Annotated in this window: 33 protein-coding genes and 1 tRNA gene; 11 read left to right on the top strand and 23 right to left on the bottom strand. The window is 42.0% G+C overall.

Annotation, left to right across the window (positions count from 1 at the left end):
• Window positions 1-45 precede the first annotated feature (45 nt).
• Window positions 46-1,101, bottom strand: a complete 1,056-nt coding sequence (locus AB685_RS09840; protein ID WP_047970442.1) for a M42 family metallopeptidase — start codon at window positions 1,099-1,101, stop codon at window positions 46-48.
• A gap of 811 nt (window positions 1,102-1,912) precedes the next feature.
• On the opposite strand from AB685_RS09840, the gene AB685_RS09835 reads away from it, so the two are divergent.
• Window positions 1,913-2,434, top strand: coding sequence for a hypothetical protein (locus AB685_RS09835; RefSeq protein ID WP_082153586.1), 522 nt, complete (start codon window positions 1,913-1,915; stop codon window positions 2,432-2,434).
• 23 nt (window positions 2,435-2,457) lie between these two features.
• Complete coding sequence (locus AB685_RS30275) at window positions 2,458-2,778, top strand: CHY zinc finger protein (protein ID WP_082153585.1); 321 nt, start codon at window positions 2,458-2,460, stop codon at window positions 2,776-2,778.
• Window positions 2,779-2,805: 27 nt separating this feature from the next.
• On the opposite strand, the gene AB685_RS09830 is transcribed toward AB685_RS30275, so the two are convergent.
• From AB685_RS09830 to AB685_RS09810, 7 genes are all read right to left on the bottom strand, one after another.
• On the bottom strand, window positions 2,806-3,810 hold the full coding sequence (locus AB685_RS09830) for a DUF3231 family protein (RefSeq protein ID WP_047970441.1): 1,005 nt from the start codon (window positions 3,808-3,810) through the stop codon (window positions 2,806-2,808).
• 192 nt (window positions 3,811-4,002) lie between these two features.
• The gene (locus tag AB685_RS31280; protein ID WP_157860714.1) at window positions 4,003-4,143 is read right to left on the bottom strand and encodes a hypothetical protein; all 141 of its coding nucleotides are present in this window, start codon (window positions 4,141-4,143) and stop codon (window positions 4,003-4,005) included.
• A 170-nt stretch (window positions 4,144-4,313) separates the two neighbouring features.
• A complete protein-coding gene (locus tag AB685_RS09825; protein WP_047970440.1) occupies window positions 4,314-4,637 on the bottom strand; it encodes an SCP2 sterol-binding domain-containing protein in 324 nt (107 codons plus the stop codon).
• A gap of 291 nt (window positions 4,638-4,928) precedes the next feature.
• Window positions 4,929-5,204 carry a hypothetical protein gene (locus AB685_RS09820; protein ID WP_128755843.1) on the bottom strand — a complete coding sequence of 92 codons (276 nt, stop codon included), beginning with the start codon at window positions 5,202-5,204 and terminating at the stop codon, window positions 4,929-4,931.
• A gap of 216 nt (window positions 5,205-5,420) precedes the next feature.
• On the bottom strand, window positions 5,421-5,639 hold the full coding sequence (locus tag AB685_RS31665) for a hypothetical protein (protein WP_198530484.1): 219 nt from the start codon (window positions 5,637-5,639) through the stop codon (window positions 5,421-5,423).
• 170 nt (window positions 5,640-5,809) lie between these two features.
• Window positions 5,810-5,881 (bottom strand) — tRNA-Val (locus tag AB685_RS09815).
• A gap of 89 nt (window positions 5,882-5,970) precedes the next feature.
• Complete coding sequence (locus tag AB685_RS09810; protein ID WP_047970439.1) at window positions 5,971-6,282, bottom strand: hypothetical protein; 312 nt, start codon at window positions 6,280-6,282, stop codon at window positions 5,971-5,973.
• A 134-nt stretch (window positions 6,283-6,416) separates the two neighbouring features.
• Here AB685_RS09810 and AB685_RS09805 point away from each other — a divergent pair, with 134 nt between their 5' ends.
• Both AB685_RS09805 and AB685_RS09800 read left to right on the top strand, forming a co-directional pair.
• Window positions 6,417-6,641 (top strand): hypothetical protein, encoded by a 225-nt coding sequence (locus AB685_RS09805; RefSeq protein WP_047970438.1) that lies wholly within the window; start codon window positions 6,417-6,419, stop codon window positions 6,639-6,641.
• 78 nt (window positions 6,642-6,719) lie between these two features.
• Window positions 6,720-7,271: an HD domain-containing protein gene (locus tag AB685_RS09800; RefSeq protein WP_047970437.1), complete on the top strand. Its 552-nt coding sequence runs from the start codon at window positions 6,720-6,722 to the stop codon at window positions 7,269-7,271.
• 53 nt (window positions 7,272-7,324) lie between these two features.
• On the opposite strand, the gene AB685_RS09795 is transcribed toward AB685_RS09800, so the two are convergent.
• From AB685_RS09795 to AB685_RS09775, 5 genes are all read right to left on the bottom strand, one after another.
• Entirely contained in the window at window positions 7,325-8,200 is an 876-nt protein-coding gene (locus tag AB685_RS09795; protein WP_047970436.1) for a GNAT family N-acetyltransferase, read from the bottom strand.
• A 276-nt stretch (window positions 8,201-8,476) separates the two neighbouring features.
• Window positions 8,477-9,061: an SCO family protein gene (locus AB685_RS09790; RefSeq protein WP_047970435.1), complete on the bottom strand. Its 585-nt coding sequence runs from the start codon at window positions 9,059-9,061 to the stop codon at window positions 8,477-8,479.
• A 255-nt stretch (window positions 9,062-9,316) separates the two neighbouring features.
• Window positions 9,317-10,312, bottom strand: a complete 996-nt coding sequence (locus AB685_RS09785; RefSeq protein WP_047970434.1) for an aliphatic sulfonate ABC transporter substrate-binding protein — start codon at window positions 10,310-10,312, stop codon at window positions 9,317-9,319.
• A gap of 24 nt (window positions 10,313-10,336) precedes the next feature.
• Entirely contained in the window at window positions 10,337-11,092 is a 756-nt protein-coding gene (locus AB685_RS09780; RefSeq protein WP_047970433.1) for an ABC transporter permease, read from the bottom strand.
• On the bottom strand, window positions 11,089-11,862 hold the full coding sequence (locus tag AB685_RS09775) for an ABC transporter ATP-binding protein (RefSeq protein WP_047970432.1): 774 nt from the start codon (window positions 11,860-11,862) through the stop codon (window positions 11,089-11,091). The genes AB685_RS09780 and AB685_RS09775 overlap by 4 nt, the downstream gene beginning before the upstream one ends.
• Before the next feature lie 290 nt (window positions 11,863-12,152).
• On the opposite strand from AB685_RS09775, the gene AB685_RS09770 reads away from it, so the two are divergent.
• From AB685_RS09770 to AB685_RS09755, 4 genes are all read left to right on the top strand, one after another.
• On the top strand, window positions 12,153-12,878 hold the full coding sequence (locus tag AB685_RS09770) for an esterase family protein (RefSeq protein ID WP_047970431.1): 726 nt from the start codon (window positions 12,153-12,155) through the stop codon (window positions 12,876-12,878).
• Window positions 12,879-13,191: 313 nt separating this feature from the next.
• Window positions 13,192-13,713: a YjcG family protein gene (locus AB685_RS09765; RefSeq protein WP_047970430.1), complete on the top strand. Its 522-nt coding sequence runs from the start codon at window positions 13,192-13,194 to the stop codon at window positions 13,711-13,713.
• A gap of 3 nt (window positions 13,714-13,716) precedes the next feature.
• Window positions 13,717-14,142 (top strand): GNAT family N-acetyltransferase, encoded by a 426-nt coding sequence (locus AB685_RS09760; protein ID WP_047970429.1) that lies wholly within the window; start codon window positions 13,717-13,719, stop codon window positions 14,140-14,142.
• Window positions 14,143-14,258: 116 nt separating this feature from the next.
• On the top strand, window positions 14,259-14,960 hold the full coding sequence (locus tag AB685_RS09755; RefSeq protein WP_047970428.1) for a DUF421 domain-containing protein: 702 nt from the start codon (window positions 14,259-14,261) through the stop codon (window positions 14,958-14,960).
• Here AB685_RS09755 and AB685_RS09750 read toward each other — a convergent pair.
• Entirely contained in the window at window positions 14,930-15,838 is a 909-nt protein-coding gene (locus AB685_RS09750; RefSeq protein WP_047970427.1) for an MBL fold metallo-hydrolase, read from the bottom strand. The two genes, AB685_RS09755 and AB685_RS09750, sit on opposite strands and share 31 nt — an antisense overlap.
• A 29-nt stretch (window positions 15,839-15,867) precedes the next feature.
• Window positions 15,868-16,131 (bottom strand): hypothetical protein, encoded by a 264-nt coding sequence (locus AB685_RS09745; protein WP_047970426.1) that lies wholly within the window; start codon window positions 16,129-16,131, stop codon window positions 15,868-15,870.
• 136 nt (window positions 16,132-16,267) lie between these two features.
• On the opposite strand from AB685_RS09745, the gene AB685_RS09740 reads away from it, so the two are divergent.
• The 3 genes from AB685_RS09740 (at window position 16,268) to AB685_RS09730 (ending at window position 19,431) form a co-directional block, all read left to right on the top strand.
• Window positions 16,268-18,565, top strand: coding sequence for an ATP-dependent helicase (locus AB685_RS09740; protein WP_047970425.1), 2,298 nt, complete (start codon window positions 16,268-16,270; stop codon window positions 18,563-18,565).
• A 160-nt stretch (window positions 18,566-18,725) separates the two neighbouring features.
• A complete protein-coding gene (sda, locus tag AB685_RS09735) occupies window positions 18,726-18,911 on the top strand; it encodes a sporulation histidine kinase inhibitor Sda (RefSeq protein ID WP_047970424.1) in 186 nt (61 codons plus the stop codon).
• Window positions 18,912-18,960: 49 nt separating this feature from the next.
• On the top strand, window positions 18,961-19,431 hold the full coding sequence (locus tag AB685_RS09730; protein ID WP_047970423.1) for a hypothetical protein: 471 nt from the start codon (window positions 18,961-18,963) through the stop codon (window positions 19,429-19,431).
• 335 nt (window positions 19,432-19,766) lie between these two features.
• Here the strand turns inward: AB685_RS09730 and AB685_RS09725 are convergent, their stop codons facing one another.
• The 8 genes from AB685_RS09725 to spoVAC form a co-directional block, all read right to left on the bottom strand.
• Window positions 19,767-20,027, bottom strand: a complete 261-nt coding sequence (locus tag AB685_RS09725; RefSeq protein WP_047970422.1) for a stage VI sporulation protein F — start codon at window positions 20,025-20,027, stop codon at window positions 19,767-19,769.
• 149 nt (window positions 20,028-20,176) lie between these two features.
• Complete coding sequence (locus tag AB685_RS30270) at window positions 20,177-20,320, bottom strand: YjcZ family sporulation protein (protein ID WP_082153582.1); 144 nt, start codon at window positions 20,318-20,320, stop codon at window positions 20,177-20,179.
• A gap of 210 nt (window positions 20,321-20,530) precedes the next feature.
• A complete protein-coding gene (locus AB685_RS09720) occupies window positions 20,531-20,782 on the bottom strand; it encodes a hypothetical protein (RefSeq protein ID WP_047970421.1) in 252 nt (83 codons plus the stop codon).
• A gap of 49 nt (window positions 20,783-20,831) precedes the next feature.
• Window positions 20,832-21,692 (bottom strand): DUF421 domain-containing protein, encoded by an 861-nt coding sequence (locus AB685_RS09715; protein WP_047970420.1) that lies wholly within the window; start codon window positions 21,690-21,692, stop codon window positions 20,832-20,834.
• A 109-nt stretch (window positions 21,693-21,801) separates the two neighbouring features.
• Window positions 21,802-21,978 carry a DUF1657 domain-containing protein gene (locus AB685_RS30265; protein ID WP_082153581.1) on the bottom strand — a complete coding sequence of 59 codons (177 nt, stop codon included), beginning with the start codon at window positions 21,976-21,978 and terminating at the stop codon, window positions 21,802-21,804.
• A gap of 12 nt (window positions 21,979-21,990) precedes the next feature.
• Window positions 21,991-22,347, bottom strand: a complete 357-nt coding sequence (gene spoVAE, locus AB685_RS09710; protein ID WP_047970419.1) for a stage V sporulation protein AE — start codon at window positions 22,345-22,347, stop codon at window positions 21,991-21,993.
• A complete protein-coding gene (gene spoVAD, locus AB685_RS09705; protein WP_047970418.1) occupies window positions 22,347-23,360 on the bottom strand; it encodes a stage V sporulation protein AD in 1,014 nt (337 codons plus the stop codon). Before spoVAD ends, spoVAE begins: the two co-directional genes overlap by 1 nt.
• Complete coding sequence (gene spoVAC / locus AB685_RS09700; RefSeq protein WP_047970417.1) at window positions 23,360-23,836, bottom strand: stage V sporulation protein AC; 477 nt, start codon at window positions 23,834-23,836, stop codon at window positions 23,360-23,362. The genes spoVAD and spoVAC overlap by 1 nt, the downstream gene beginning before the upstream one ends.
• Window positions 23,837-23,848: the final 12 nt, after the last annotated feature.

Here is a 23,848-nt window from a genome sequence, read left to right as displayed (position 1 = left end):
AATTCCAAGGGATACTGTTTTTCAATTGTATATTTGAAACATTCTCTAGTACTTCACCATCTCAGACAACAAATAATGATAAATAAGCTTCTCCGTATTCCGGATGGAACTCTCATGAGTCCGTTCAAACGCATGGGAGGATTCTATTCCAGGTCCTATGAGACCATGGATGATATCGTGACCTGAACGGATGGCAGCAGATGCGTCCGAACCGTAGAATGGATAGATATCCACTTTGTAATCTACATTGTTTTTATTGGCAAGGTCGACAAGATGCTTTCTTAGGCCATAATGATATGGACCGCTTGAATCCTTTACACAGATGGAAACCGTGTATTCATCCGAGGATTGTCCATCCCCCAGAGCTCCCATATCTACTGCAAGATATTCCACTGTTTCCGGAGTGATGTTGGAGTTACCGCCATAGCCAATCTCTTCATTATTGGAAATCAAGAAATGTGTCGTGTATGGAAGTGTTATTTTTTCAGATTGAATGAATTTGATCAGTTTAAGCAAGATTGCGACGCTTGCTTTGTCGTCCAGATGTCTCGACTTAATATAGCCACTGTCTGTAATTTGAACACGAGGATCGAATGAAACAAAGTCCCCCACTTCAATTCCAAGTGCTCGCACCTCTTTGGCGTTGGTTACTTTTTCGTCGATTCGGACTTCAATATTTTCATCGTTTCTGGGAGCATCTCCTGCATTTTTATACACATGGACAGAGGTCTGGTGCATTAGAATTGTTCCCGTATATATTTTCCCTGAAGAGGTTTCTATTTGACAGTATTCCCCCTCCACTGAATTCCAGCGGAAACCACCTACTGTAGTAAGCTTTAATCTTCCGTTGGATTTAACCTCTTTCACCATGGCACCGAGGGTATCTACATGCGCTGTCAGCATACGATGCTCTTTGTCATTGCTCCCTTTAATGGTAGCAATTAATCCACCTTTTCTATTTCGGTATGTCTCCACGCCACATTCTCCAAGATACTTTTCCACTAAATTGATTACTTTCTCCGTGTTGCCTGAAGGGCTCGGTATGGAAACAAGATCTTTTATTAATGAAAAGGTTTCCTGTACATTTGATTGATAGGTCATATAGACACTTCCTTTGCTACTAATATTTACCTCCATTTAGCATAAAAGAAAAAACTGCTCTTGTATAGTCCGTTGTCAAGGGGGCTTATATACGATTTCTTACTCCGTGATGCCCTGTACCGAATAGGCGAGATGTGGTAACAGAATCATCATTTCGAAAAATCAAGCAAAAGATTAATAGATAATAAACTCAAGAGGGTTGACTTCTTGCACAGTTCATGTATAATAAGGGTTTGGGTGCAAGCCCATTAATATTAGTAACTTGATATAGAAAGGAAGAACGTTATGACATTCTTAAGCAATACCAACGTGTCACAAGGATGCACTGGCGTTCCATATAGTTTTTCACAGAGGCTTAATCGATCTGGCACGGCCTAGGAGCCGTAAGGACGTATGAGAGGTAGGGCTTACGTTGTTTAAGTAAGGGAAACTACCATGGAATTATACCGCGGCAAACGAATATAATACTTTTATGTCATTTTATAAATCATGCCCATGTAGGGGACAACTTATAATGCTTGTGATGAAGCAAGTTACTAATTGCGCTATACATCATTTAATTAGCGCCTTTATTCGAATAAATAAGATAGAAGCAAGTTGTCCTTTGTGATAACTTGCTTTTATTTTTGTCATCATTGATTTGAATTTTTTGTATGATGTCTGTATAATAAAATGCTGATTGTCTATTATGCACGGAAAAATAAAAACTATCTTTGTGCGAGGAGGCTCCACAATTGCCCCGCGGAAAGCGAAGCCTGGCACGGAGATCAACAGCGATGTATAATAGGACCACGTTTTAAGGGGGAATTGGATGTCTTTTACAAGCTTATTCATGGCCGAAGAGGAGACAAAAGATAAAGAGGAAATCAAACAGGAACTGGATGACTTGGAATTCCAAATGTTCCGCATGAAAGAGAACATGAAAGAAATTGCAAAGAAATGGCAAGTGATCGGCATCGACCAGACAAAAGAAGATAACTGGGTCGTTATCTATACAAACTACGATAACAACTCCTGTAAAATCATGCTCAACGATTGTGAGTCTGCCTATCGCGGCCAGTGGGACTTTTCCATCCAGGCGACCTACAAAGAAGATGACACCATTTTCATTGGTGATATTAAGGGTCCTGAAAACAAAGGCTACGGCACCATCTGCCTGAACTATTTAAAAGAAGTTGCCAAAGATCAGAACATCCAATATATTTCTGGTGATATTGCCAAACGTGACTGGGACCACGTGGACCGTCTTGTTCACTTCTATGAAAAAAATGACTTCCAGGTGGAAATCGATCAGGAGACTATGTCTGGTGAGATTGTCTGGCGGCCATACTAAATAATTGTAAAAGGATTGATGGAATGACTGTTAAAGTACTCGGCTCCACTGTTGATTACAAAACACGCTGCATCCACTACCATTCAGAGAAGGATATCATCGCCATTAAGTTCCATTGCTGCGGCGTTTATTACCCTTGCTACAAATGCCATGAAGAGCATGCTCGTCACCCTATCAGCGTCTGGCCAAAAGAGGAGTTTCACGCAAAAGCTATTCTATGTGGGAACTGCCAGAACGAACTAACAATCCACGAGTACTTGAACAGCCATTCGATTTGCCCAAAATGTCATTCATCATTCAATCCTGGTTGTCAGCTGCATTATCATCTATATTTCGAAAAATAGAGACCCCTTAATGGCTCTCTATTTTTTTCACTCTTCACAAAGCTTGTGATTGACTTTCGTTGGAGGCTGTTCTAGCCAGCCATGCTTGACCATAAGCTTTGCTCCACCTGCTGCAAACGTCATCACTTCCCCCATTATCTTTATATACATCAAAGCAAGGTCCTTGCGAGGGCTCAACGCCATTGATAATCCGTAACTGGCCGTTCCATACGAAATCAAATGTGTGACGTGATTCAACATAAAGCGATTCGAAAAAGGTGCTACTGTTGCATCCATCACTTCACTTCCATAAGTGGAGGGGACATTACAATCCTCTTTCAGCAGGATAGTAGAAAACACCGTTACATATTTATTCGCCAGCAGTTTACCCTTCTCAAAATACGCACACAGTTTCTTGTCATCTGTCACCTGCATAAACCCTTTCAACAAAGCTTTCCCTAGCGCATTGGAACGAACATTCTGAAAGAGTTGGTTCATTTCGATTACAGTCAACGGCCGCTTCTCATCCGTTAATCCAGCAAAAAAATGGCCATTTTTCACAAATTCTATAGTTTCCGGAGTGGAGATATATGGTGGCCTTGAATGGATTCCCTTCGCCAACAGAAGCCTCTTCCCCATCTCCGTCACTTTCTGAAGAGCATCAAGATGCAGATGAAAAACCTCTCTGACATCTTTACGAGATACCTCAGAAACAGCAAGAGAAAATCCGTTCAACGCAAACTTGGCCATTCCATCTATGTAATGAAGATAGAATACATCAGAAAATAGACGTGGAGCTTTTGGATTTATGTCTTCTGAAGTTATTCCTCTTGGAACAGGGAAATTCTCTTTTTTGAAAATTTTTATATAATCTTGAACATGTCGCTTGGAGACTTGCAAGCAATATTCCACATACTCTGCATTATCAGGATCGTCCACATGCATTAAGAAATAACTGAACATATGATGAACGGACGTTTCAAAAAGATAGCTGCTCCACAAGTGCCCTATTTCCGCTGAGGTGAGACGAATGTGTTCGTGGGTGTTCTCCATATTTGAATGGACCTGCCTTTCAATATATAAAATTTCTATTAGTTAGTTTGTTTCAATATCTTAAAATTATTCTGGTCTAATTAGTATGTAGGCGAAAGATATTCCTATTGAATATCTTTCTTGGATTGTTTACGGAGCTTTCTATCTAAACAAAATAAAAAATAGACAAGCGAGTTTACGCTTATCTATCTCTTAATCACTATTAGTCGTCGTATCTGCTACTGCTAGATCCCCAACTGTTGCATCCACATTTATGATGACGGCGGCGTGACATCGTCCCCATAACAGCATTGTCCGTTTCATGGCGGCGTCTACAATGATGATGACATTCACATTTCTTCTTGCAGCATTTTTTGCATTCTACATATAATACTCCCATATTTTTCACCCCCTCTATCAATCTACTAAAAGTATATTCATTCTGATAGAAAATGCCTGTGTCATTTAATTAATATCCATAAAAATAGACAAGCGATCATTTCGCCTGCCTCTACTAAATCTTTCTATTGATATTTCTCCAATGCGGATTGAAGCTTCAATGCCAATCCAATATCCCCTTTAACCTTCAGCTTTCCAGTCATATAGGCCATCGTGGTATTGAAATTACCTTCTATCATTTTCAAAACATTTTCGTCCGATAATTGTAGTGTGCAGTCCGGAGATTTACCCTCCCCCTCTGCCATCTCTACCTGGCCCTCATGAAATGCAAACTGATACACTTTATCGTCATTTAAATTGAACTGATATACTGCGTTCAAACGTTGAATCCCTTCAGGTTGTGCATTCATTTTCAGCTGAAGTTCCTGAAATGCATTTTCCACACTCATCTTCTAATCCCCTTTTTTATAAGGCTCTTTTCTCAAAGATTGTTTCTATTCACTAGTAAAAAATCGGCCTTTGGATTTTTTACCGCTTATCGACTCTAAATTAGGCATGCAGTCTATCCCGTATCGCGAGGAAAAGAGCACGATAGCAAGGAATATAACGGTTGGTCTATAAATACGAAAAAGCAACAAAGTTTACGAAAACAGCCTTTTATAAAGTATATATTCTTATTTCGTTATAACTTATAGATATCCTTTATTTACCTCGGGAGATATTAAACTGTCATGGAAAACTTAAACCGTGGTTAATTTTGTGCATCTACAGGGACTACCCATGATACTATATCCAACAACCTCAATGCCTCTTTTCTTCATAAAACGCACACTGATGTTCTTTTCCATATGACTTGAAGCAAGAACAATCACTTTCTCTCCATTCAACTGTTTATGATTACGCTGCAGATAGGCAACAGGTATATTGGTTGTGTTTGGGACCGTATCTTGCACATAATTATAATCCCTAACATCTACAATCAAAATAAAGGAATCACTCTGCTCTAAATCCCTCACACAAGGTACACCTATAACAGGAACATATCTATTGTAAATAGAAAAAGTAACCAATGTAATAACTAAGACAATGATAAATATAATCAAACCTTTCCCTCCAGAAAGAACTTTTTTGTCCTCTTAGAATATACCCCTATAGGTATATTGTCAACTACAATGATTCATACAAAAAAAAAGGACAATTCACTTGGGAATGCACTTCAACAACTAACTATTTTACAATTCCGAACCCCAATTAGGATTGGAGCTTGTCAATCCTCCACCGCAGCCACAATCGGACGAGGACGAAGCCTGTAAATTTCTTACTTCATTTGTTCGACCTATTGAATAACTTGAAGTTTGACCAAAAGAATCTGCACCGGAACCAGGATTGGAACAAGTGATGCTGATGACATAGTTTGTGACCAAACTAAATGGAACATTAAGCTTTCCCAATTGCTAACAATGTCTGCGGAAATGATCGTATTATTAATCACAGCATTCTGAACCGTAGAAGATCCAATTGTTTGACCAACCTACCACCTAGACTACTTTTCGCGAATAAGGAGGACCAATAGAAAAAAGCTCCAATCCTCTACTAAAAAAAGGATTGAAGCTTCTATAGATGATCTGAGAGGGATTCGAACCCCCGACCCCTACCCTGTCAAGGTAGTGTTCTCCCACTGAACTATCAGATCTTGAATGCGACTGTAAATATTATTATAGATAGTTCCCTGTTGTTTGTAAAGGAAATTCTTCAAAAGAAAAACCGCTCAACACGGAACGGTTAAACTCGCATTCTTTTTTCTTTTCTGCCAGAAGCAAAAGCATCAATCATCAGGATTATGGCCGTTATGGTATGAAGAATCCAGCCAAGCAAAAAGACCCAACCTAAACAGGAGGCAACAATCCCCCAAATGCTACCGTGAAACTTTTGACCTTCTTTGGCACTAAACACCAATGTAATGATATGTAAAATTAACATAAGCCCTAATGGGGAATACCCGAACCCCATTACAGTTAAGCCTCCAAGAAACGGGATTGCCAAAAACGCCTCCATTCCGCCAGTCACCCATTTTAACGTAGTAGATGGTTTCACAAAAAATCACCTTCCCTCTCTTTATATTACAAGTATATTCCATCCTCTGCAGAAAACAACTAGAATATACGTTCGCTTTTTTCTTGTATATAAAACGTATGTTCGCATATAATATAAGCTAAGGAGATGATAACATGAATCAATTGCTTGAGCAATATAGAGTGGCCAGGATTCCCATCGAAATGATTTACATGGCTAACGATGGATCCATCACACATAGAAACATCATGGCTTTGCATATCAACAACAAAACAATGACTGCTTTTTGCTACCTTCGTCAAACGAAAAGGACTTTTCTTCTAGAGAATATATTATCCTTTCGTCCTCTGAAGAAGAAATATGTGAATGAGGTCATCTGATAAAACACATTTCTTGCACACTCTCCCCTAATTATGATATTCTATAAAGAAACACATTTTTACAGGAGGGAGACTTTAATGAGAGACGTAACACTAACAGATATTTTTACACACACAATTACACAGAAATATTTGAAACGTTCCGGGGTTGCCCATGCCCTCGAAGTGGCCAATCATGCCTTCCACTTGGCATTCAAATACAATGTAAGTGTCGATCTGGCTACAAAGGCGGCATTGCTTCATGATATCGGCCATTATGAATGGTATCGACAAGGAAAATGGGACTATGAGTTGTATAGAGAAAACGATATCCATGCGATCAAAGGTGCAGAACGCGCGCACAAATTATTGATCCGTTTAGGAGAAAGCCCGCAAAAAGCCAAAGAGATATCAGTGGCAATTCTTCTTCACACTGATTCATACCTACCTGAAATTGATGTAAAACGAAGCCCTTTACAAAAGGTAGTAAAGCTTGCGGATGAAATGGACGAGGAAACAGGCGGCAACCACCACTACAAGCAAATTGATAAAGCTGCAGCCCTTGAAAAAATCAACTACCTGGACCAACTTGTCAATCACTATCTACCAAAACAACAACTATCTTCCCACTCGCACGAACAATCGATCTGAGCTTAGAGGTAGCCGATGCTGCCACCTCTTCATTTGCACAAATATGAAAACCCTTACTTAGCAAGATAATAGTCATACCCGCTTGTTTTTCTGAAACCTGCATCCTCATACAAGTTTAAGGCACGTTCATTTTTGACATCCACATCCAGCCTGAGGGTTTTATTTGGGTAACTATCTTTTATCACCTGGATTATTTCCTCCAGTACGGCTCTACCGTATCCTTTCCCTCTTTCAGTTGGCGTTACCGTAAAGGCACTTATATACATGGACTCCCCTTCATCACTGACAGTTAATGTCGCGATAGGAACCTCTTCCTTTGCAACTAGAAACAACTCATATCCAGGCTTCGTCCTATTCCGTGCAATGAGGCTTCTCACCTTATCATCTGTCGGTCCAAAACCGAATCCATCTGATAAAAGCTTTACTATAACTTCCACATCCTCATCTTTCGCCTTTTGTATGGACAAGACATCAAGACCACTATAAAGGTTATGGAAATCGGATTTATATTCCATGGTGAATTCAGAAAAAGAGTATGTTGCCTTCATTTTTAACGCCAGATGTTTCGCCGGATCCGATTTTGCGGGACAGACAAAGTGCACTTCCTCTGCATCACGTGCACGAGTAACTTTCTTCGCTTGTTCCACTAATTGTGTGAAATGTCCTTGATTACGGTATGCAGGATGAACCATCCCTGCAAGTTCCATCTTCTTCGGGTCGACAAAAGAGTAAAGCCCCAGGAATCCAATTAATGTTCCTTTCTCGCGAGCCAAGATAAAACTGTGATGTCCATCATCCGCTTTTTGCAACATCGATACATTAATACTCGCGCTGATTTCGAACGAATCATGCGTTTCGCACTCTTTCAAAAGCTGCACCACTTCTTTGTATTCTTCTGGAGATAAATTGTTTGTCTTTTTAATTTCCATTTACTACCCTCTTTTGTGATTAATATAAAAGGCTGTTTTCGTAAACTTTGTTGCTTTTTCGTATTTATAGACCAACCGTTATATTCCTTGCTATCGTGCTCTTTTCTTGGCTATACGGGATAGACTGCATGCCTAATTTAGAGTATGTAATAAGCGGTGAAAAATCCAAAGGCCAATCTTTTACTATGAATAGCAACAATCTTTGAGAAAAGAGCCAAATAAAAAACACCCACATGACATCATATGAGTGTTCGACATTTATTAGTATTTCTCCTTTTAGTCGGTTACTTTTTTTAAATCCTCCATGATGTCTTCCAGAGGCACATCCAAGCCACTATAAGATTCCCGCACATACCCTTCCTTGTCTACAAGGAAAATACTCGTACTATGCATATACTGGTCGGAACCTTCTTCTTTAGAAGCTGGTACCATGAAAGAAACATTTGCAAAGCGTTCAATCGTTTCTTGATCGTAACCTGTGACAAAATCCCAATGTGTATAATCCGCTTTATAAAGATCTCCATATTCCTTCAACGCGTCTGGAGAATCATTCTCAGGGTCGATACTGAATGAAACAATCGGCACTTCCACTCCGGATTCCTTCATTTCTCGCTGCACCCTTGCCATGTTTGCAGTCATTGGAGGACAAACGGTATCACAATTGGTGAAGATGAAATTAGCCAGCCAAAACTCCCCGTCTGTATCAGAGGTGGAAAAAGGCTGATCATCCTGATTAATCCCTTCAAGTTCCCCAACTTCCAATTTCATTGAAAATTCTTCATCTAAGTTAACTTCATTGCTGCCACATCCGGCAAGAAGAAGCAAAAACAAAACTGTTACAAATGGCCAGAGCCTTTTCAAACAGATCCCTCCAAACTCGTAAAAATGACTGTTTTCGTAAACCTTGTTGCTTTTCGTATTAATAAATTTGCCGTTATATTCCTTGCTGTCGTGCTCTTTTCCTGCCTATACCGAATAGAATCCATGCCTATTTTAGAGTTGGTAAGCGGCAAAAAGTCCAATTACCGACTTTTTAGTAGCGAATAGCAACAATCCTTGAGAAAAGAGCCTAAAAAAAGTGTCGAGACCATTATAGCCCGACACTCCTTTATAATGCTAGTCAACGAACTGAGTATCAATGAATTCTTTAAAATCTGGTTTCTCTTTCAAGAATTTCAGATCAAAGGAAGAGTTGGCAAATTCCTGGACCACTTCTGCGTCCACTTCATGAGTGAAACGGATTCTTTCCCATGCAGAATCGATGACTTCTTTGGATAATTCTTGGTTTGTCAGTTCTTTAATAGAGTTGATGGCAATCTCTTTTGACTCTTCAGGATTTTCAGAGATGAAATCCACGGAATCCTGATGCGCATCCACAAGCTTCTGAACTAACTCGTTGTTTTCTTCAATCAATTTTCCACTTGTAACCAAGATAGTATTTGGTAACGTCGTGCCGAATGAAATTTCATCACTGTCCACTAGAATGTTGGCACCATGTTCAATAGATAGAAGAGACGCCCATGGTTCTGGAACTGCAGCTGCATCTACGTTTTTGGATTCAAACATTCCGCCATACTGGGCTGGGTTCCCTGTTACATGCTTCATGCTTCCACCAATACGGGCAGACGTTAATCCGAAGTCTTTCAGGAATGTTTCCATCTGCACATCATGTGTGCACCCAACCCCAGGAGTGATAAATGTTGCCCCGTCAAGCCCTTCAACAGTTGTGATACCACTTTCCTTGCTCGCAATAATTACCGTACCACCAGATGATGCTCCAGCCACAACCTTTACATCTGCCCCACTTACATAGTTGTTCATCGCCGGTCCAGGACCAACCAATCCAGCATGGATATCACCTGTTTTCAGAGCCGTCATGAATGCGCCGCCATCAGGGAATGTTTTATATTCCACTTCATACTTGTCACCCAAGGCTTCTTCGTACAAAGCCTTCTCGCGTGCAACCATCGCCGGCACGTGATCAATATTAGGAAAATATCCGATAACGACTTTCTCTTTGCCATTGGATCCACTTGTGCTTGATCCACATCCCGCTAGAGCCCCCATTAATATTAGAAACAATGCACTAACCAACAACCAACCTTTTTTCATCTCTTTTCCTCCCATACTCTCCATTTATGATTCCAAGCCCCAGCGTTTAATGACATTTTTCTCAAAGCGCTGGAAGATAACTAGATCTACCACTGAACCGATAACACAAATGATGATGATGACCCCGAATACAAGGCTCATCTGTCCGAAGTCTGCTGCATACTTTAATGTGTACCCAAGTCCCGGCCCCATGCTTAGCAATTCAGCTGCCATCAGCGCACGCCAGGCAAAGGCCCAGGCTAGTCTTGCACCAGTCACAGCATAAGGGACTGAAGCCGGTAAAATGATTTTCCAGAACATTTCAATGCCAGATGCACCCATTGTGGACGCCGCTTTAATGTATAACGGAGGGACACTCTTGATTCCCATCCTCATGTTGATCGTCATTACTAACGTTCCGCCAAGGGTAACGATGAAAATAATAGCCGTCTCGTTAAAACCGAACCAGATGATGGCTAGTGGCAACCATACAATACTCGGCACACTTTGTAAGGCAAGAACCAGGGTTCCTACCGTTTCATCCGCCGTTTTTGACTTGGCAAGCCAAATCCCGAGCAGCGTTCCTATATTTAACGCTAAAAACAAACCAATCCCAAGCCTTTTAAAGCTTGCAGCCAAATCATATACTAAGGTTTTATCCGTAAATCCCTGGTATAGTGCCACTGCCACATTGGAAGGCTTTGGCATAACTGCCGGGGACCACCCGATAAGCAGAACTGCTACTTCCCAAATAATAAATAATGAGGCAAAAAATATGAGGCGCTTTACTCCTGCTTTCATCGGCTCAGCTCCTCTTGTACGACCTTGTCGATCTCTTTTTCCAGCATGCTGCTGATTTCCGCTTCCAGTAGTGCCACTTTCTCACTCGTACGTAAGCGAGGTCGCTCCACATCCACTTTTATATCCGCAATGATGGTTCCGGGTCTTGTTCCCATCACCAGTATTCTATCTGATAGTTTAATGGATTCATGGATACTATGTGTCACAAACAATACTGTCTTCTTCGTTTGCAGCCATATGGACTCCAACTCCTGTTGCATTCTCAACCTCGTCTGTTCGTCAAGTGCACCGAATGGTTCATCCATTAAGAGCACCGTTGGATCCATAGCTAATGCACGTGCAATGGAAACTCTCTGTTGCATCCCCCCTGATAATTCATGAGGATACTGCTTAAGGTTGCCGCCAAGCTGCACCATCTTTAAATAATGGAGGGCCCTTAACTCCCTTTCTTCCTTGTTTTTCATGTCACGGATGGCAAATAGGACATTTTCCTCCACTGTCATCCAAGGAAACAGCGCAGCCTGCTGGAACACCATCCCTCTGTCTTTGCCCGGTTTGGTAATAGCCGATCCTTTCAGTCGGATTTCTCCTTCTGTTGGTTTAAGTAAACCTGCCACCATGGAGAGTAATGTGGATTTCCCACAGCCCGATGGCCCAAGAATGGAAACGAACTCTCCTTCTTGAATGTCAATATTTATAGACGAAAGTACTGTATTATCAATATTTTGTTGCGTGTAAACTTTTGAGATATCCGAGATTTGTAAAAACAACTTATGCACCTACTTTGCACTTTTCATATAATCCATATTAGTTTAATCGGATTAATGGGATAAAATATATTATATAACGTATGTGCGAAAGGTCAATATATTGACAGAAAATAATTGAATTTTTTTGCGGATCGCTTTTTTAAGTAATCGCTTGAACTCCCGTTAATACCAACCACAAGAAGTTGTAATCGACATCAAGACTAACCATTCAACATACCGGGGAAAGATATGGTATGATAATGGGTAAAGCGCTTACCAGAATACATAAGGCACCACGGGAGGTAATAACAATGAGTAAAAGTGTTGGGCGTATTGAAGAGTTTACACTCTACAGTAACGAATTGAACGAAGAAATGACATTGATGGTATATACACCAGCTAACTATTCCCCACTATACAAATACAACATTCTGATCGCTCAGGATGGAAAAGATTATTTCACTCTTGGGCGAATTGGCAGCACGACTGATAAATTGCTTGCAGCCAATGAAATGCAAAATACCATTATAGTAGGGATTCCATATAACGATGTGAAGGACCGCTGGGATAAGTATCATCCGGACGGAAGCAAGAACAGTGCATACATCCGCTTCCTTGCACATGAGTTGACTCCATATATCGATGAAAAATATCCATCGTACCAGATGGGAATGGGGCGGGCTCTAATCGGGGACTCTCTGGCAGCAACGGTTTCCTTGATGACAGCACTTTCCTATCCACATACATTCGGAAAAGTAATCATGCAATCTCCTTATGTAGACGAGAAAGTGATGCAGAAAGTAGAAGAGTTCGCACAACCATCCTTCCTATCCCTTTATCATGTGATCGGAACAAAGGAAACCGAAGTTCCAACCACAAAAGGCGAAAAGAAAAATTTCATCGAACCGAACCGCTCATTGCATCAACTAATGAAAGAAAAAGGCTTCTCGGTCTTCTATGAAGAATTCGAAGGAACACACACGTGGACCTACTGGCAACCAGACCTAAAACAAGCCCTGCCGAATATGCTATCCTAGACTAAAGACCAAAGTAGAACAAGTATTTTGCGTTAAATTCCCTATAGCTTTCCGTTCCGGATGTTCGCTTTCCGCGGGGCGGTGCTTGAGCCTCCTCACTTCTTTGCGGGTTCTCAAGTCTACCGCTATCTCCCGCAGGAGTCTCACATCCTGCACTCCAAGCTACAGGGGAAATCCTTTATTCTTGGTACACTTCATTTACAGCGATAGTTATTTAAGAATGATAAACAAACTTTCCTATCCATTTCAAAAAAATTAAGATAAAATGAAATTATAAGTTACTATATTAAAACGCAAATAGGAGGGATATTGGATGAAATATGGAATAGCTATTTTTCCAACAAAAAAATTACAAGATCTCGCGAATTCATTTCGAAAACGTTATGATGCTCACTACGCATTGATTCCGCCGCATGTGACATTGAAAACAGCCTTTGAAATTGATGAAAATGATATGAAATCTGTGACCGATGAGCTTGCTGCTATCGCAAAAGATACAGCTCCAATCCCTTTGAACATTTATAAAGTGAGCTCCTTCGCTCCAGTAAACAATGTAATTTATCTTAAAGTAGACCCAACAGATGACCTAGTATCCTTGCATGAAAAGCTTCATTCCGGAAAGGGGTACTTCCAGGATAACCGTGAATTTTCTTATGTTCCCCACATAACCATCGCGCAGAACTTGTCAGATGATGAGCATTCTGATGTGTTGGGTACGTTGAAAATGACCAACATAGAACATGAAGAGATGGTAGACCGCTTCCACCTTCTATATCAACTCGAAGATGGCATGTGGACCGTCTATGAAACATTCCGTTTCGGAAAGGACTGCTGAGTCTTGCATGTACAACTAGTGGATAATGAAAAAGAACTTCAGGATGCATATTCTGTTCGTAAGACAGTGTTTGTCGAAGAACAAAATGTACCGTTAGTAGAAGAAATAGATCAATATGAAGAGGATGCCACTCATTTCGTGTTATATGATGAGGACCAGCCCGTTGGTGCAGGCCGCTTTCGTATTGTTGAGGGAAAAGGAAAAGTGGAACGCATCTGCGTCCTTCCTTCCTATCGTTCATCAAAAGGGGCAGGACGCCTTATTATGGATACTATCGAAGAGTATGCAAAAACAAAAGAAATGCATGTACTGAAATTAAATGCACAAACACATGCCGAAGCATTTTATGCGAAGCTGGGCTATGAAACCGTGTCCGATATTTTCCTGGACGCCGGAATTCCCCATGTGACCATGACCAAAAATATTTAAAAGGATGACTCTCCAAGGGAAACCTGCCGAGAGCCATCCTCTTTTTTTATCATAGTTTATCTCCCCTTTACTCATACTATTGGTATGGAACGAGAAAAAAGGATGACAAAGATATTATGATGGATTTCGGTCGGATAGCTATAGAGCTCGTAATTGGTTTTTTTGCATTATATATCATCACACAACTGCTTGGAAAAACACAAATCACCCAAATCACTCCCTTTGATTTCATTTCAGCCCTTGTTCTTGGGGAGCTTGTGGGAAATGCTTTGTATGATAATGAAATTGGTGTAGCGAAAATAATCTTCGCTTTGGGGATGTGGGGAATCTTAATCTTCCTTTTGGAAACCATTACACAAAAGTGGCGAAAAACACGTGGAATATTGGAGGGGAGACCATCTATCGTCATACATAAGGGGATAATAAACAAAAAAGAATTAAAGAAATCCAAACTCGACATTGACCAACTCCGCCACCTCCTTCGATCAAAAGGAGCGTTTTCCATTCAGGAGGTGGAGTATGCCATCCTGGAAACAGATGGAACAGTAAGTGTAATGAAGAAGCATGACTATGGTGCACCTACGAATAAAGAATTGAACATTCCTCCAAGTAACGTAACATTGCCTATCCCTGTCATATCGGATGGGGAGATCTTGACAGACAATCTGGATGAATTCAATCTTTCCGAGCAATGGCTGTTGAATGAAATAAAAAAAATAGGCTACCACACTCCCAAGGACATTGTGTTTGCAGAATGGGAAGAAGGAAAGCCTATTTATGTGATGCCCTACTCTGAAGAGGATTCGACCAGTAATTGATTGTCGCGCACTTGCAATACCACTTTTTGCTCCTTCATCAGCTTAGTCAAGTAAGCCGTCACTGCAGTTCGAAACAGCATAAAGGATGGAACGTTCCGAATGGTGATATTTTTTTGCGTACAAGCCTTTGTGACCAATTGTTCAAGCGGAATACCAGTGGGCTCTTGTTCAATCAGGGACAGAAGCAGTGTTTCAATCTGATTGTGTACTCTAATATTTTCTTCGATTGTAGATTGCAGATTCGCTTCAAAGCTTCCGTGTCCAGGTACGGCCCCTGAACATGGGAGCTTTTTTATTTTCTCCAACGTTTCCACAGTTTGCTTCGCATCCACTATGTATGGAATACCATGTTTATGTATGACATCCGTTCCAAAGTAGCCATCGGCAGCAAAAAGAACACCATCCACCATCACTCCGAATTGATGATAGCTGTGTCCAGGCAAGGAAACCGTTTCAAAATGAGCATCCCCCTGTTCCACTGCCCCTTCTTCCGTTAGCACCATGTCAACCTGGATCGGTTTGCCTTCCAAAAATTTATTCCTCCACTCCTTGATCGGGTTAGCCCCATGAAACAAATACAAAGGCTCCATCATCGGCTCCTGAAGGATGGCAGCCTCAAATTTCGGTGCTAGTGTATAAACGTCCTGTTTTTGCTGAAGATACGCCGCACCGCCATAGTGATCCGCATGTGCGTGTGTGATGAAAAGATGTGTAAGAGGAAGGGTTTTTTCAGCAAGCTTTTTGATGACTTTTTTCATCGTCTGGTCTTCTAGGCCTGCATCTATTAGCATTCCTTCTTTTTCAGAAAAGCGTACATATCCAATATTGACGGATGCATGAAAATAATAGACATTCTCGGTTAATTGATGAAACTCCACTTTATATGCACTCCTTGTTTCATGAAGTTTTATACAAGTTCGTTAAAGAGGCGACCTTTTCCTGTTATGTCCGCCAATAATTTATCGGAGATATCGGCAGCCTGTTTTTCTTTTTTATGGTTCAACTGATTATGCTGGGTATTTTTGTGAACCTCCTGCCAGGTAAGTTGCGGATCTATTCGATAAAAGGTCGGTCTAACAACAGGGTCAAGCCTGATTCGTTGCTTTTCAGAAATAGTTCGGTTTGCGTATTGTGTATAGGCATCCAATTGCACGGGTAATACATATCCCATTACGTTTCTCCCCTTCCTGATCTTAGTTTCATTTTTCCCTCAATTTACAAAACACAAACTTCCTCCCCTTCGTGTTCTCTCTATATAATATGTGTTACTATGAATAAGATTGACTGGTATAAAGGAGTCTGTACATATGAAGTCAGCTGTATGGAATGAACGCGCAATACATATTGGAACAATGTCAAGAGAGATGTATCAAGAGATATATGACTCTGGAGTTAAGGGCCGACTCTCTTGTAAAACCTGTGGCAATAAGGTCAGGCTGTATCTTGGCCTGCAAAAAGAACCACATTTTTATCACATAGATGCAGGAATTGAACATGAGGAAGAAAAGGAATTGACCAAAACGAATACGACGATGGCAGGGATGGCGGAAAAAAAGGAATATGTCGAACGTGACGGTTTCCGTTATCCGAAATCAAGGACCATCGTAGCGGAAAAAGAAAGTTCCGAGGAAACTTGGAAGAAGCCGAAGCCGCTTACACATCTCCCTATCTTTATTAAAGAACATACGAAAAGCCACAAGAATTTAAGTGGGTTTTTCCATACTTTGCAAGAAAAAAACATATTTCTGGATCCGATGCAGCAAGAAGCTGTTTCAACCGTTGACGGACCATTGCTCGTATTGGCGGGGGCCGGCAGCGGGAAAACACGGGTACTGATTACTCGTGTTGCGTATATGGTTCAGGACCAGCAGATCGATCCGAGGTCGGTAATGCTCATCACCTTTACAGCCAAGGCAGCCAACGAAATGAAGGAAAGGCTCCGTTTATATGAAGCTCCTGGTTCGCGTACGTTTGCGAACCTCCTTTCCGGCACATTTCATAGCATTTTCTATAGGATGCTACAGCATCATCACTCAGCCCGTTGGAATTGTGACAACCTCTTGAAATGGGATTGGCAAAAGGAGCAGTTTCTGAAACAGGCCGGACGAAAAATTGGTCTCGATGAAAAAGATTTTCCCTTTGACCAAGCCATCCAGCAGATCGGCTATTGGAAAAACAACATGCAAACACCTAAAATGATTAAAGCTGAAGGTAAGCTGGAAGAACAGTTTCAATCATTGTATCAGGACTATGAAGATTGGAAGAAAGAAAAGAATGTGTTCGACTTTGATGACATGCTTCTCGGCTGTTATGAACTACTTTTGGAAAATCCCGCTCTGCTGGCAAAATACCAGGAGCGATTCCAATACTTCCTAATTGATGAGTTTCAGGACGTCAACAAAGTACAGTATGAAACCATGAAATTACTGGCCAAGAGTGGAAATATCTGCGCTGTTGGTGATGATGATCAGTCCATCTATGCCTTCCGCGGTAGCAGTCCGGACTACATCTTGAACTTCCACCGTGATTTCCCGTCGACGAAAGTCGTGACACTTTCTGAGAATTACCGGTCTACCCATTCCGTTGTAGCCTCGGCAAACCAGGTGATTGAAAGGAACCAAAATCGCCGTGTGAAAAAGATGATTGCCCAGCGTGACAATAAACGGTTTCCCACCCTTTTCTATCCCTATGATGAGGAAGAGGAAGCCACCATCATTGTGCAGGATATGAAGGAACAGATTGAAAAAGGCGCCAGCCCTAGTGATTTGGCAGTCTTGTACAGAACCCACAGTGCAGCACGTGCCATTTTCGAGAGGCTATCACAATCTGGTCTTCCGTTCAAACTTGACCAAGATTATGAAAGTTTTTATAAAAGAAGGATTGTAAAAGGGATGTTGGGCTTTTTACGTTTGAGCAGAGATTCCAATGATGTTCAAGCGTTGTCGGATATAATGCCGGCCCTTTTCCTAAAACAATCCAACTTGCAAGATGCAAAAGCAATAAGTATTCTGGAAGATTGCAGTTTAGTAGAATCATTGAGTAAGCTAACAAATGTCCAACCCTTCCAAGTGAAGAAAATAAAGCGCATCATCCCTTTATTCAAGTCGCTAGCCAACATATCCCCTTCTGTTTCTCTAGAGATGATCGAAAAGGACATGGGGTTTGATGACTATATAAAAAAGCGTGGAAATGAAGGCAATGCGCTGGAAAAAGGGTCTGATGACATCCGAGATCTGAAGGTGGTAGCCCGTAAATTTAAGACCACCACTGAATTTCTTGACCATGTGGATGATATGATCGCCAAAACGGACGAGATGAAAAGGTTGAGCAAACAGTACAGCAATGCCATCCATCTTTCTACCATCCACCGTTCGAAAGGACTGGAATATACCAACGTATATGTCCTAAGCGCCGTGGATGGCAGTCTGCCACATGACTTTGCCCTAGAATCCCACCGCAACGGCGAACCTCTGGCCCTAGAAGAGGAGCGTCGACTCCTGTATGTGGCAATGACACGCGCTAAAGAAACGTTACACCTTTCCATTCCGATGAATCGACGGGGAAAAAAGGCTTACATGACCAGATTTCTTAAAGATATTCTATAAAAAGAACGCAATTCCTCCTTTATCATAGGAATTGCGTTCTTTCTTTTTGTCAACCTTTAATTGATAGAAAAAATATATTTTTCGAATAGTGTAAAAGTACGTTTCATGCCCCCCTATCTGGGTATGTACCTCTTATATGAGTAGAAAGGGGGACATTTTTATGAGAACATTGGCTCCTCATACTAACTGTTCCATCACACAATTGTCCGATGAATCCCTCCAGTTTGCATACGATAATGCGATTGAAGAAAACCTGGACCAATACTTTATTAAACTGCTGGAAGCTGAGCTGATGAAACGGAAAAAAGCCCCATTGTACAACTTATCCTCCCTTTCCAATTTATAAAATGTTACTATTTAGAATATAATTAATTTATTGGAAAAGGGGTTTCAAGATGGCGAATGTTACACATGAAGCTAATGATTTGCAATATGGATTCCACAGGACAACAGCAATAAACCTATTCAATGAAGTATGGGACCTGATGGAGAAAAAAGATCGCACTTCGGAAGAGGATTTCCAGATGATACATAAAGCACATGCCTCCCGCTTCCACTGGGGCGAAATCGGTGAGCCGGTCAATTTCTCCCGCGGAGAATGGCAGGTTTCCAGAGTCTATGCCGTACTTAATCGACCGGAGCCATGCCTTGAACATGCAAGAAGAAACCTCAGAATCGTGCAGCAAAATGATATCAAGGACTTTGATCTCGCATGTGCATACGAAGCCCTTGCTCGTGCCTACAGCCTGACGGGAGATACTGAAGCAAAAGCAAAATACCTTACCCTCGCCCACGAAGCAGCCGCATCTATCGAAAAAGAAGGCAACCGAAATGTTGTCCTTCAGGATTTGGGGACGATAAAATAGAAGGTTGGTTTCAAGTTGATTTTAAAAAGTGGTGCGGAGGATTTGAATAAATCCAGATTGAGGAACCTAATTTTAAAACATCAAGCAGCGTTGGTTTCCATTGACGTGATCTATTACATACTTTAGCGAAGTCACATAGCTGATGATTGGAGCGAAAGGCGTAGACTCCAGGGGGAGGTAACGGTAGTCGGGAGACCGCAGGCTTGCCGAGGAGGCTCCCGCACCGCCCCGCGGAAAGCGAAGCCTTACGTGTAAATCATCAGCGGGGTTCTAACTAACCCAAAAATAAAAAACATCTGCCCCTCCCACTACAAAGTGGACGGCAGATGTTTTTTTCACTTCTTCTTCTCATTCAACATTTTCGAAATAGTTCCCATATCCACAGGCTTATTTCCATTAATCAATGTATTAACAATCTTATCTTCCAATTCCTGCGGCACCTTTTTGTTCGCCATCATCGCCACACGAGAAACCAGATTGCGGACTGTCTGCTCGTCTTTGAAATTTGCATTCTGCATGGAATTGGCAAGCTCGAATACGTCCTTCATGCTTACCCCAGTTTTCTTTTCAATGCCCTTAAAAATATTATTATCCACCAAACATCCTCCTCTCGGATATATCACATTGTATGTGAGAGAGCCTATCGGTGTGACTTTAATAATTTTCGTCCCGGAACCTTTCCATCAATAGGTAAAGCAGAAAAGCACGGGGACTGCTCCCGCACTTTCCTTATTTACACTATTTATTAATAAAATTTAGATGCACCCACGATAATTAAAAGAATGAATAGAACAACGATTAACACGAATGTGCCGCCTTGGTTGCCGCCACAACCGTAGCCATAACCGGCGCCACCTACGCCATAAGGATAGCCTCCATAGTAACCCATAATCTCGCACCTCCTTGATGAAGTTTCCCTATTACTATATGTATCTTTTGAAAAACGGTATGGGCGTTTTTGGGTGCAATGCGCAGTTTCGGTAATTTTTTTTGGGTAGATGACTTATTTCCTTATTAGAGATGTAACCGGTGGCTAACTATTGGATGCAGGCCGTTTGTCGTCATCCAACTAGGAATAAAAAAGACGAAGGATTATATATCACCCTTCGCAATTCTTAAGCATCTTTATTTTTTTCCACGGTACCGAACTGGCTTCCCCTTCCATCCAACGTTCCAGATTTCCGATATCCCTATTCATCTGCGATTCCAACAGTTGCATCTGTTTAAAAGCATCATCCATACTGGTGATATCGGCCTTAGCCAGCTTATCAGTTTCCGCAAGTCCTTCATGCACCTTCCACCGTTCAAAAAGAAACTTCAAGTGCTCTTCACCAAAATCAAATTCGCTCATTCCCTACTCACCTCAAAACAGTATATGAGTTAGGCGACCTGAAGGAAGCTTACCTTTTTAACAATGGGCGGAGCTTACCGCTTATTTCTTCGAGGCTTTTGGCTGTATCTTCATAAAAATTTTTGTTTTCTATAGAATGAACTATTACACTCAAAAACTCCAAGTCGGATGAACATTTATCAAGGGTTACAAGGGTTAGCACCTTGTCTTTTTTAGGAGCCGACCTAATATGATCATTGTATAAGTCGAAGGTCAAATCCCCTAATGAATCAACTTGGGCGAGGAATACATTCTCTATCAGGATATTCCGCTTTTCCAGTTCAGCCTGTAACCACGCACGGTTCAGGCCAATTTGTGCCAGCGGTTCGTCCAGGATGTCCCCGTCCATGATGACTGTCTGAGGCTCTCTCAAATGTGGAACAACTGGATGCAAGTCACCATAAGTGGCCGGCTGCTTTGCCTTCTTCACAAGAACACTTAGATCTCCGTTGGATTCGAGCGTTGCAAACTCAATATCGTCTATCGAGAAAATATCCTTTTTACGCAGTTGCTCCAGAAACTCGTCAATCGTGTATTTTTCTCTTCGAAGGTTCTGCTCAAGTATCTTCCCATCTCTCACAAAAACGGTCGCATTCCCTTCGATAAAATCCCTAAAACGCTTGTTCCTAAGGGATACCTGAGAGGTAACCAGTGGGAAGAGGGACCAGATTAGAATACTCGTCACACCATTCTTCAAATCCAAATCCTTATCCATCGATAGAGTTCCCGCGATATCCCCTACCGTAATTCCCACAATATACTCAAAAAAAGACAGCTTTGACAGCTGCTTCTTTCCCAAAAGCTTCGTAATAATAAACAACCCAATAATAATAGAAAAAGACCGAACAGCAATTTCAATCCACTGAGGCAAAACAAAATCCTCCTTTGTAGGGGGAGAAGCGCGCTTTAGCACTTCAGAGAAGTGCCGAGGGTCTGACCCGCTCCCCTTTAGAGTATTAAAGTACTTGCCCCTCCCTCTCTCACATTTTCTTGAGACGTTGGTCGATGTTTTGGAGGATGTCGTCGATTTTCATCATGGATTCATGGTAGGCGTTTTGAGCGTTTGGCTCCTCTGCTTCCATGGCATAGACGTGCAGGTTGTTGCGGATCATTTTCAGGCTTGCACGGTTGTAGGTCAGCATCAGTTTCTCATCCATCTTCCACACCACCTATCCTTTCGGTTTGAATATCAACGCTCCAATGAAACCGAACACGATTGCTGCCGAGATACCAGAGCTTGTCACTTCAAACATTCCTGTCAACACACCGACTAGCCCATGTTTTTGTGCCTCTTCCAACGCTCCATGAACAAGTGCGTTTCCGAAGCTTGTGATTGGAACTGTCGCACCTGCTCCAGCGAAAGCAATCAACGGCTCATACAATCCTAATCCATCCAACACCGCACCCCCTACCACCAACGCACTCAATGTGTGGGCAGGAGTGAGTTTGAATACATCAAACATGATCTGACCAATTAAACAGATTAACCCTCCAACCACAAAGGCCCAAAAGAAGGATAACAACATTAGCTGACACCTCCCATCTCAATGGATACCGCATGCGCAATACAAGGGATAGATTCTTTCTGCTGAAAGGAAACGGGCGAAAGCAACGCTCCAGTCGCAACAAGCAGAATGCGCTTATACGTCCCCTTTTTCATTTCATTCAATAAATGCCCATACAACACAACCGCAGAACAGCCCGCTCCACTTCCCCCGGCCAGCACAGGCTGGCTTTTGTCATAGATCATTAATCCGCAGTCCTGATACTTTGAATCTTCCATTTGCAACCCTTTTTCCTTCAATAACTCAAGAGATACCTTCCTGCCAATTTCCCCGAGGTCACCTGTGACAATCAGATCGTAGTAAGAAGGATCTCTGCCTGTATCCTTGAAATGTGCTTCGATTGTATCCACAGCAGCTGGTGCCATCGCACCTCCCATATTGAAGGGATCCTTTAGTCCCATGTTGATCACCTTTCCGATGGTCGCAGATGTCACATGCGGACCGACTCCAACATTACTCACAAGCCCCACACCAGCCCCTGTAACAGTCCATTGAGCTGTGGGAGGTTTCTGCCCTCCATATTCCGTCGGATAACGGAACTGCTTCTCTACTGCAGCATTGTGGCTTGAGGCACCGGTCAAACAATACTTCGCTCCGCCATAGTTGACAAGGAAGCTAGCTAGTGCAAGTCCCTCCATCGATGTCGAGCATGCACCAAACACACCGAGATATGGGATGCCTAGTAATTCCGCAGCGAAATTAGATGGCGTCATCTGGTTGATTAGGTCACCTGCGAGTAAAAACTGGACATTGGATAGCTCCAGCGCCGCCTTTTTCACTGCCGTCTCGCACGCCTCCTCAAGCAGCACCCGATGTGCCTTTTCATAACTGTCCTGTTCTAGCCAGAGATCCTTATGTAGCATGTCAAAGTCATTGGCCAGCAATCCATTTGCTTCAAAAGGGCCTCCGATGGCAGCACTTGACGTGATGACAGGCTTATTGGCAAAAATCCATGATTGTTTTCCCTGCAGCATCAGAATCCTCCTAACGAAACGACGATGGTTTTAATCAATGCGACCACAAAGGCTGAGAATACGCCAAACAATATGACCGAACCTGCGAGCTTGAACATGTTGGAGCCCACCCCAAGGACAAAGCCTTCCGTTTTATGCTCGATACATGCAGAAATGACGGCGTTCCCGAACCCCGTTACAGGTACAGCACTACCAGCTCCAGCAAACTGTGCAATCCGGTCATACACCCCGAATCCCGTCAATAGCATCGCAATGAAAATCATCGTAGCAACGGTTGGGTTCCCCGCGGTCACTTCAGTAAAATTGAAAAAATATATGTACATCAGCTGAATAGCCTGTCCAACGATACAAAAGACTCCCCCAACCAGAAAGGCGATGACGCAGTTCTTCCACACTGGCCGCTTCAATTCCATGGTCTGTTCAAATTGCTGATAGGCTTTCTGCTCTGGGGTAAGCTGCTTGTCTTTCCCGCTCATCTACGAACACCT

The sequence above is a fragment of the Bacillus sp. LL01 genome, assembly GCF_001037965.1.
Note: the sequence above shows the minus strand (reverse complement) of the source record. Positions and strands in the feature narration are given on the sequence as shown.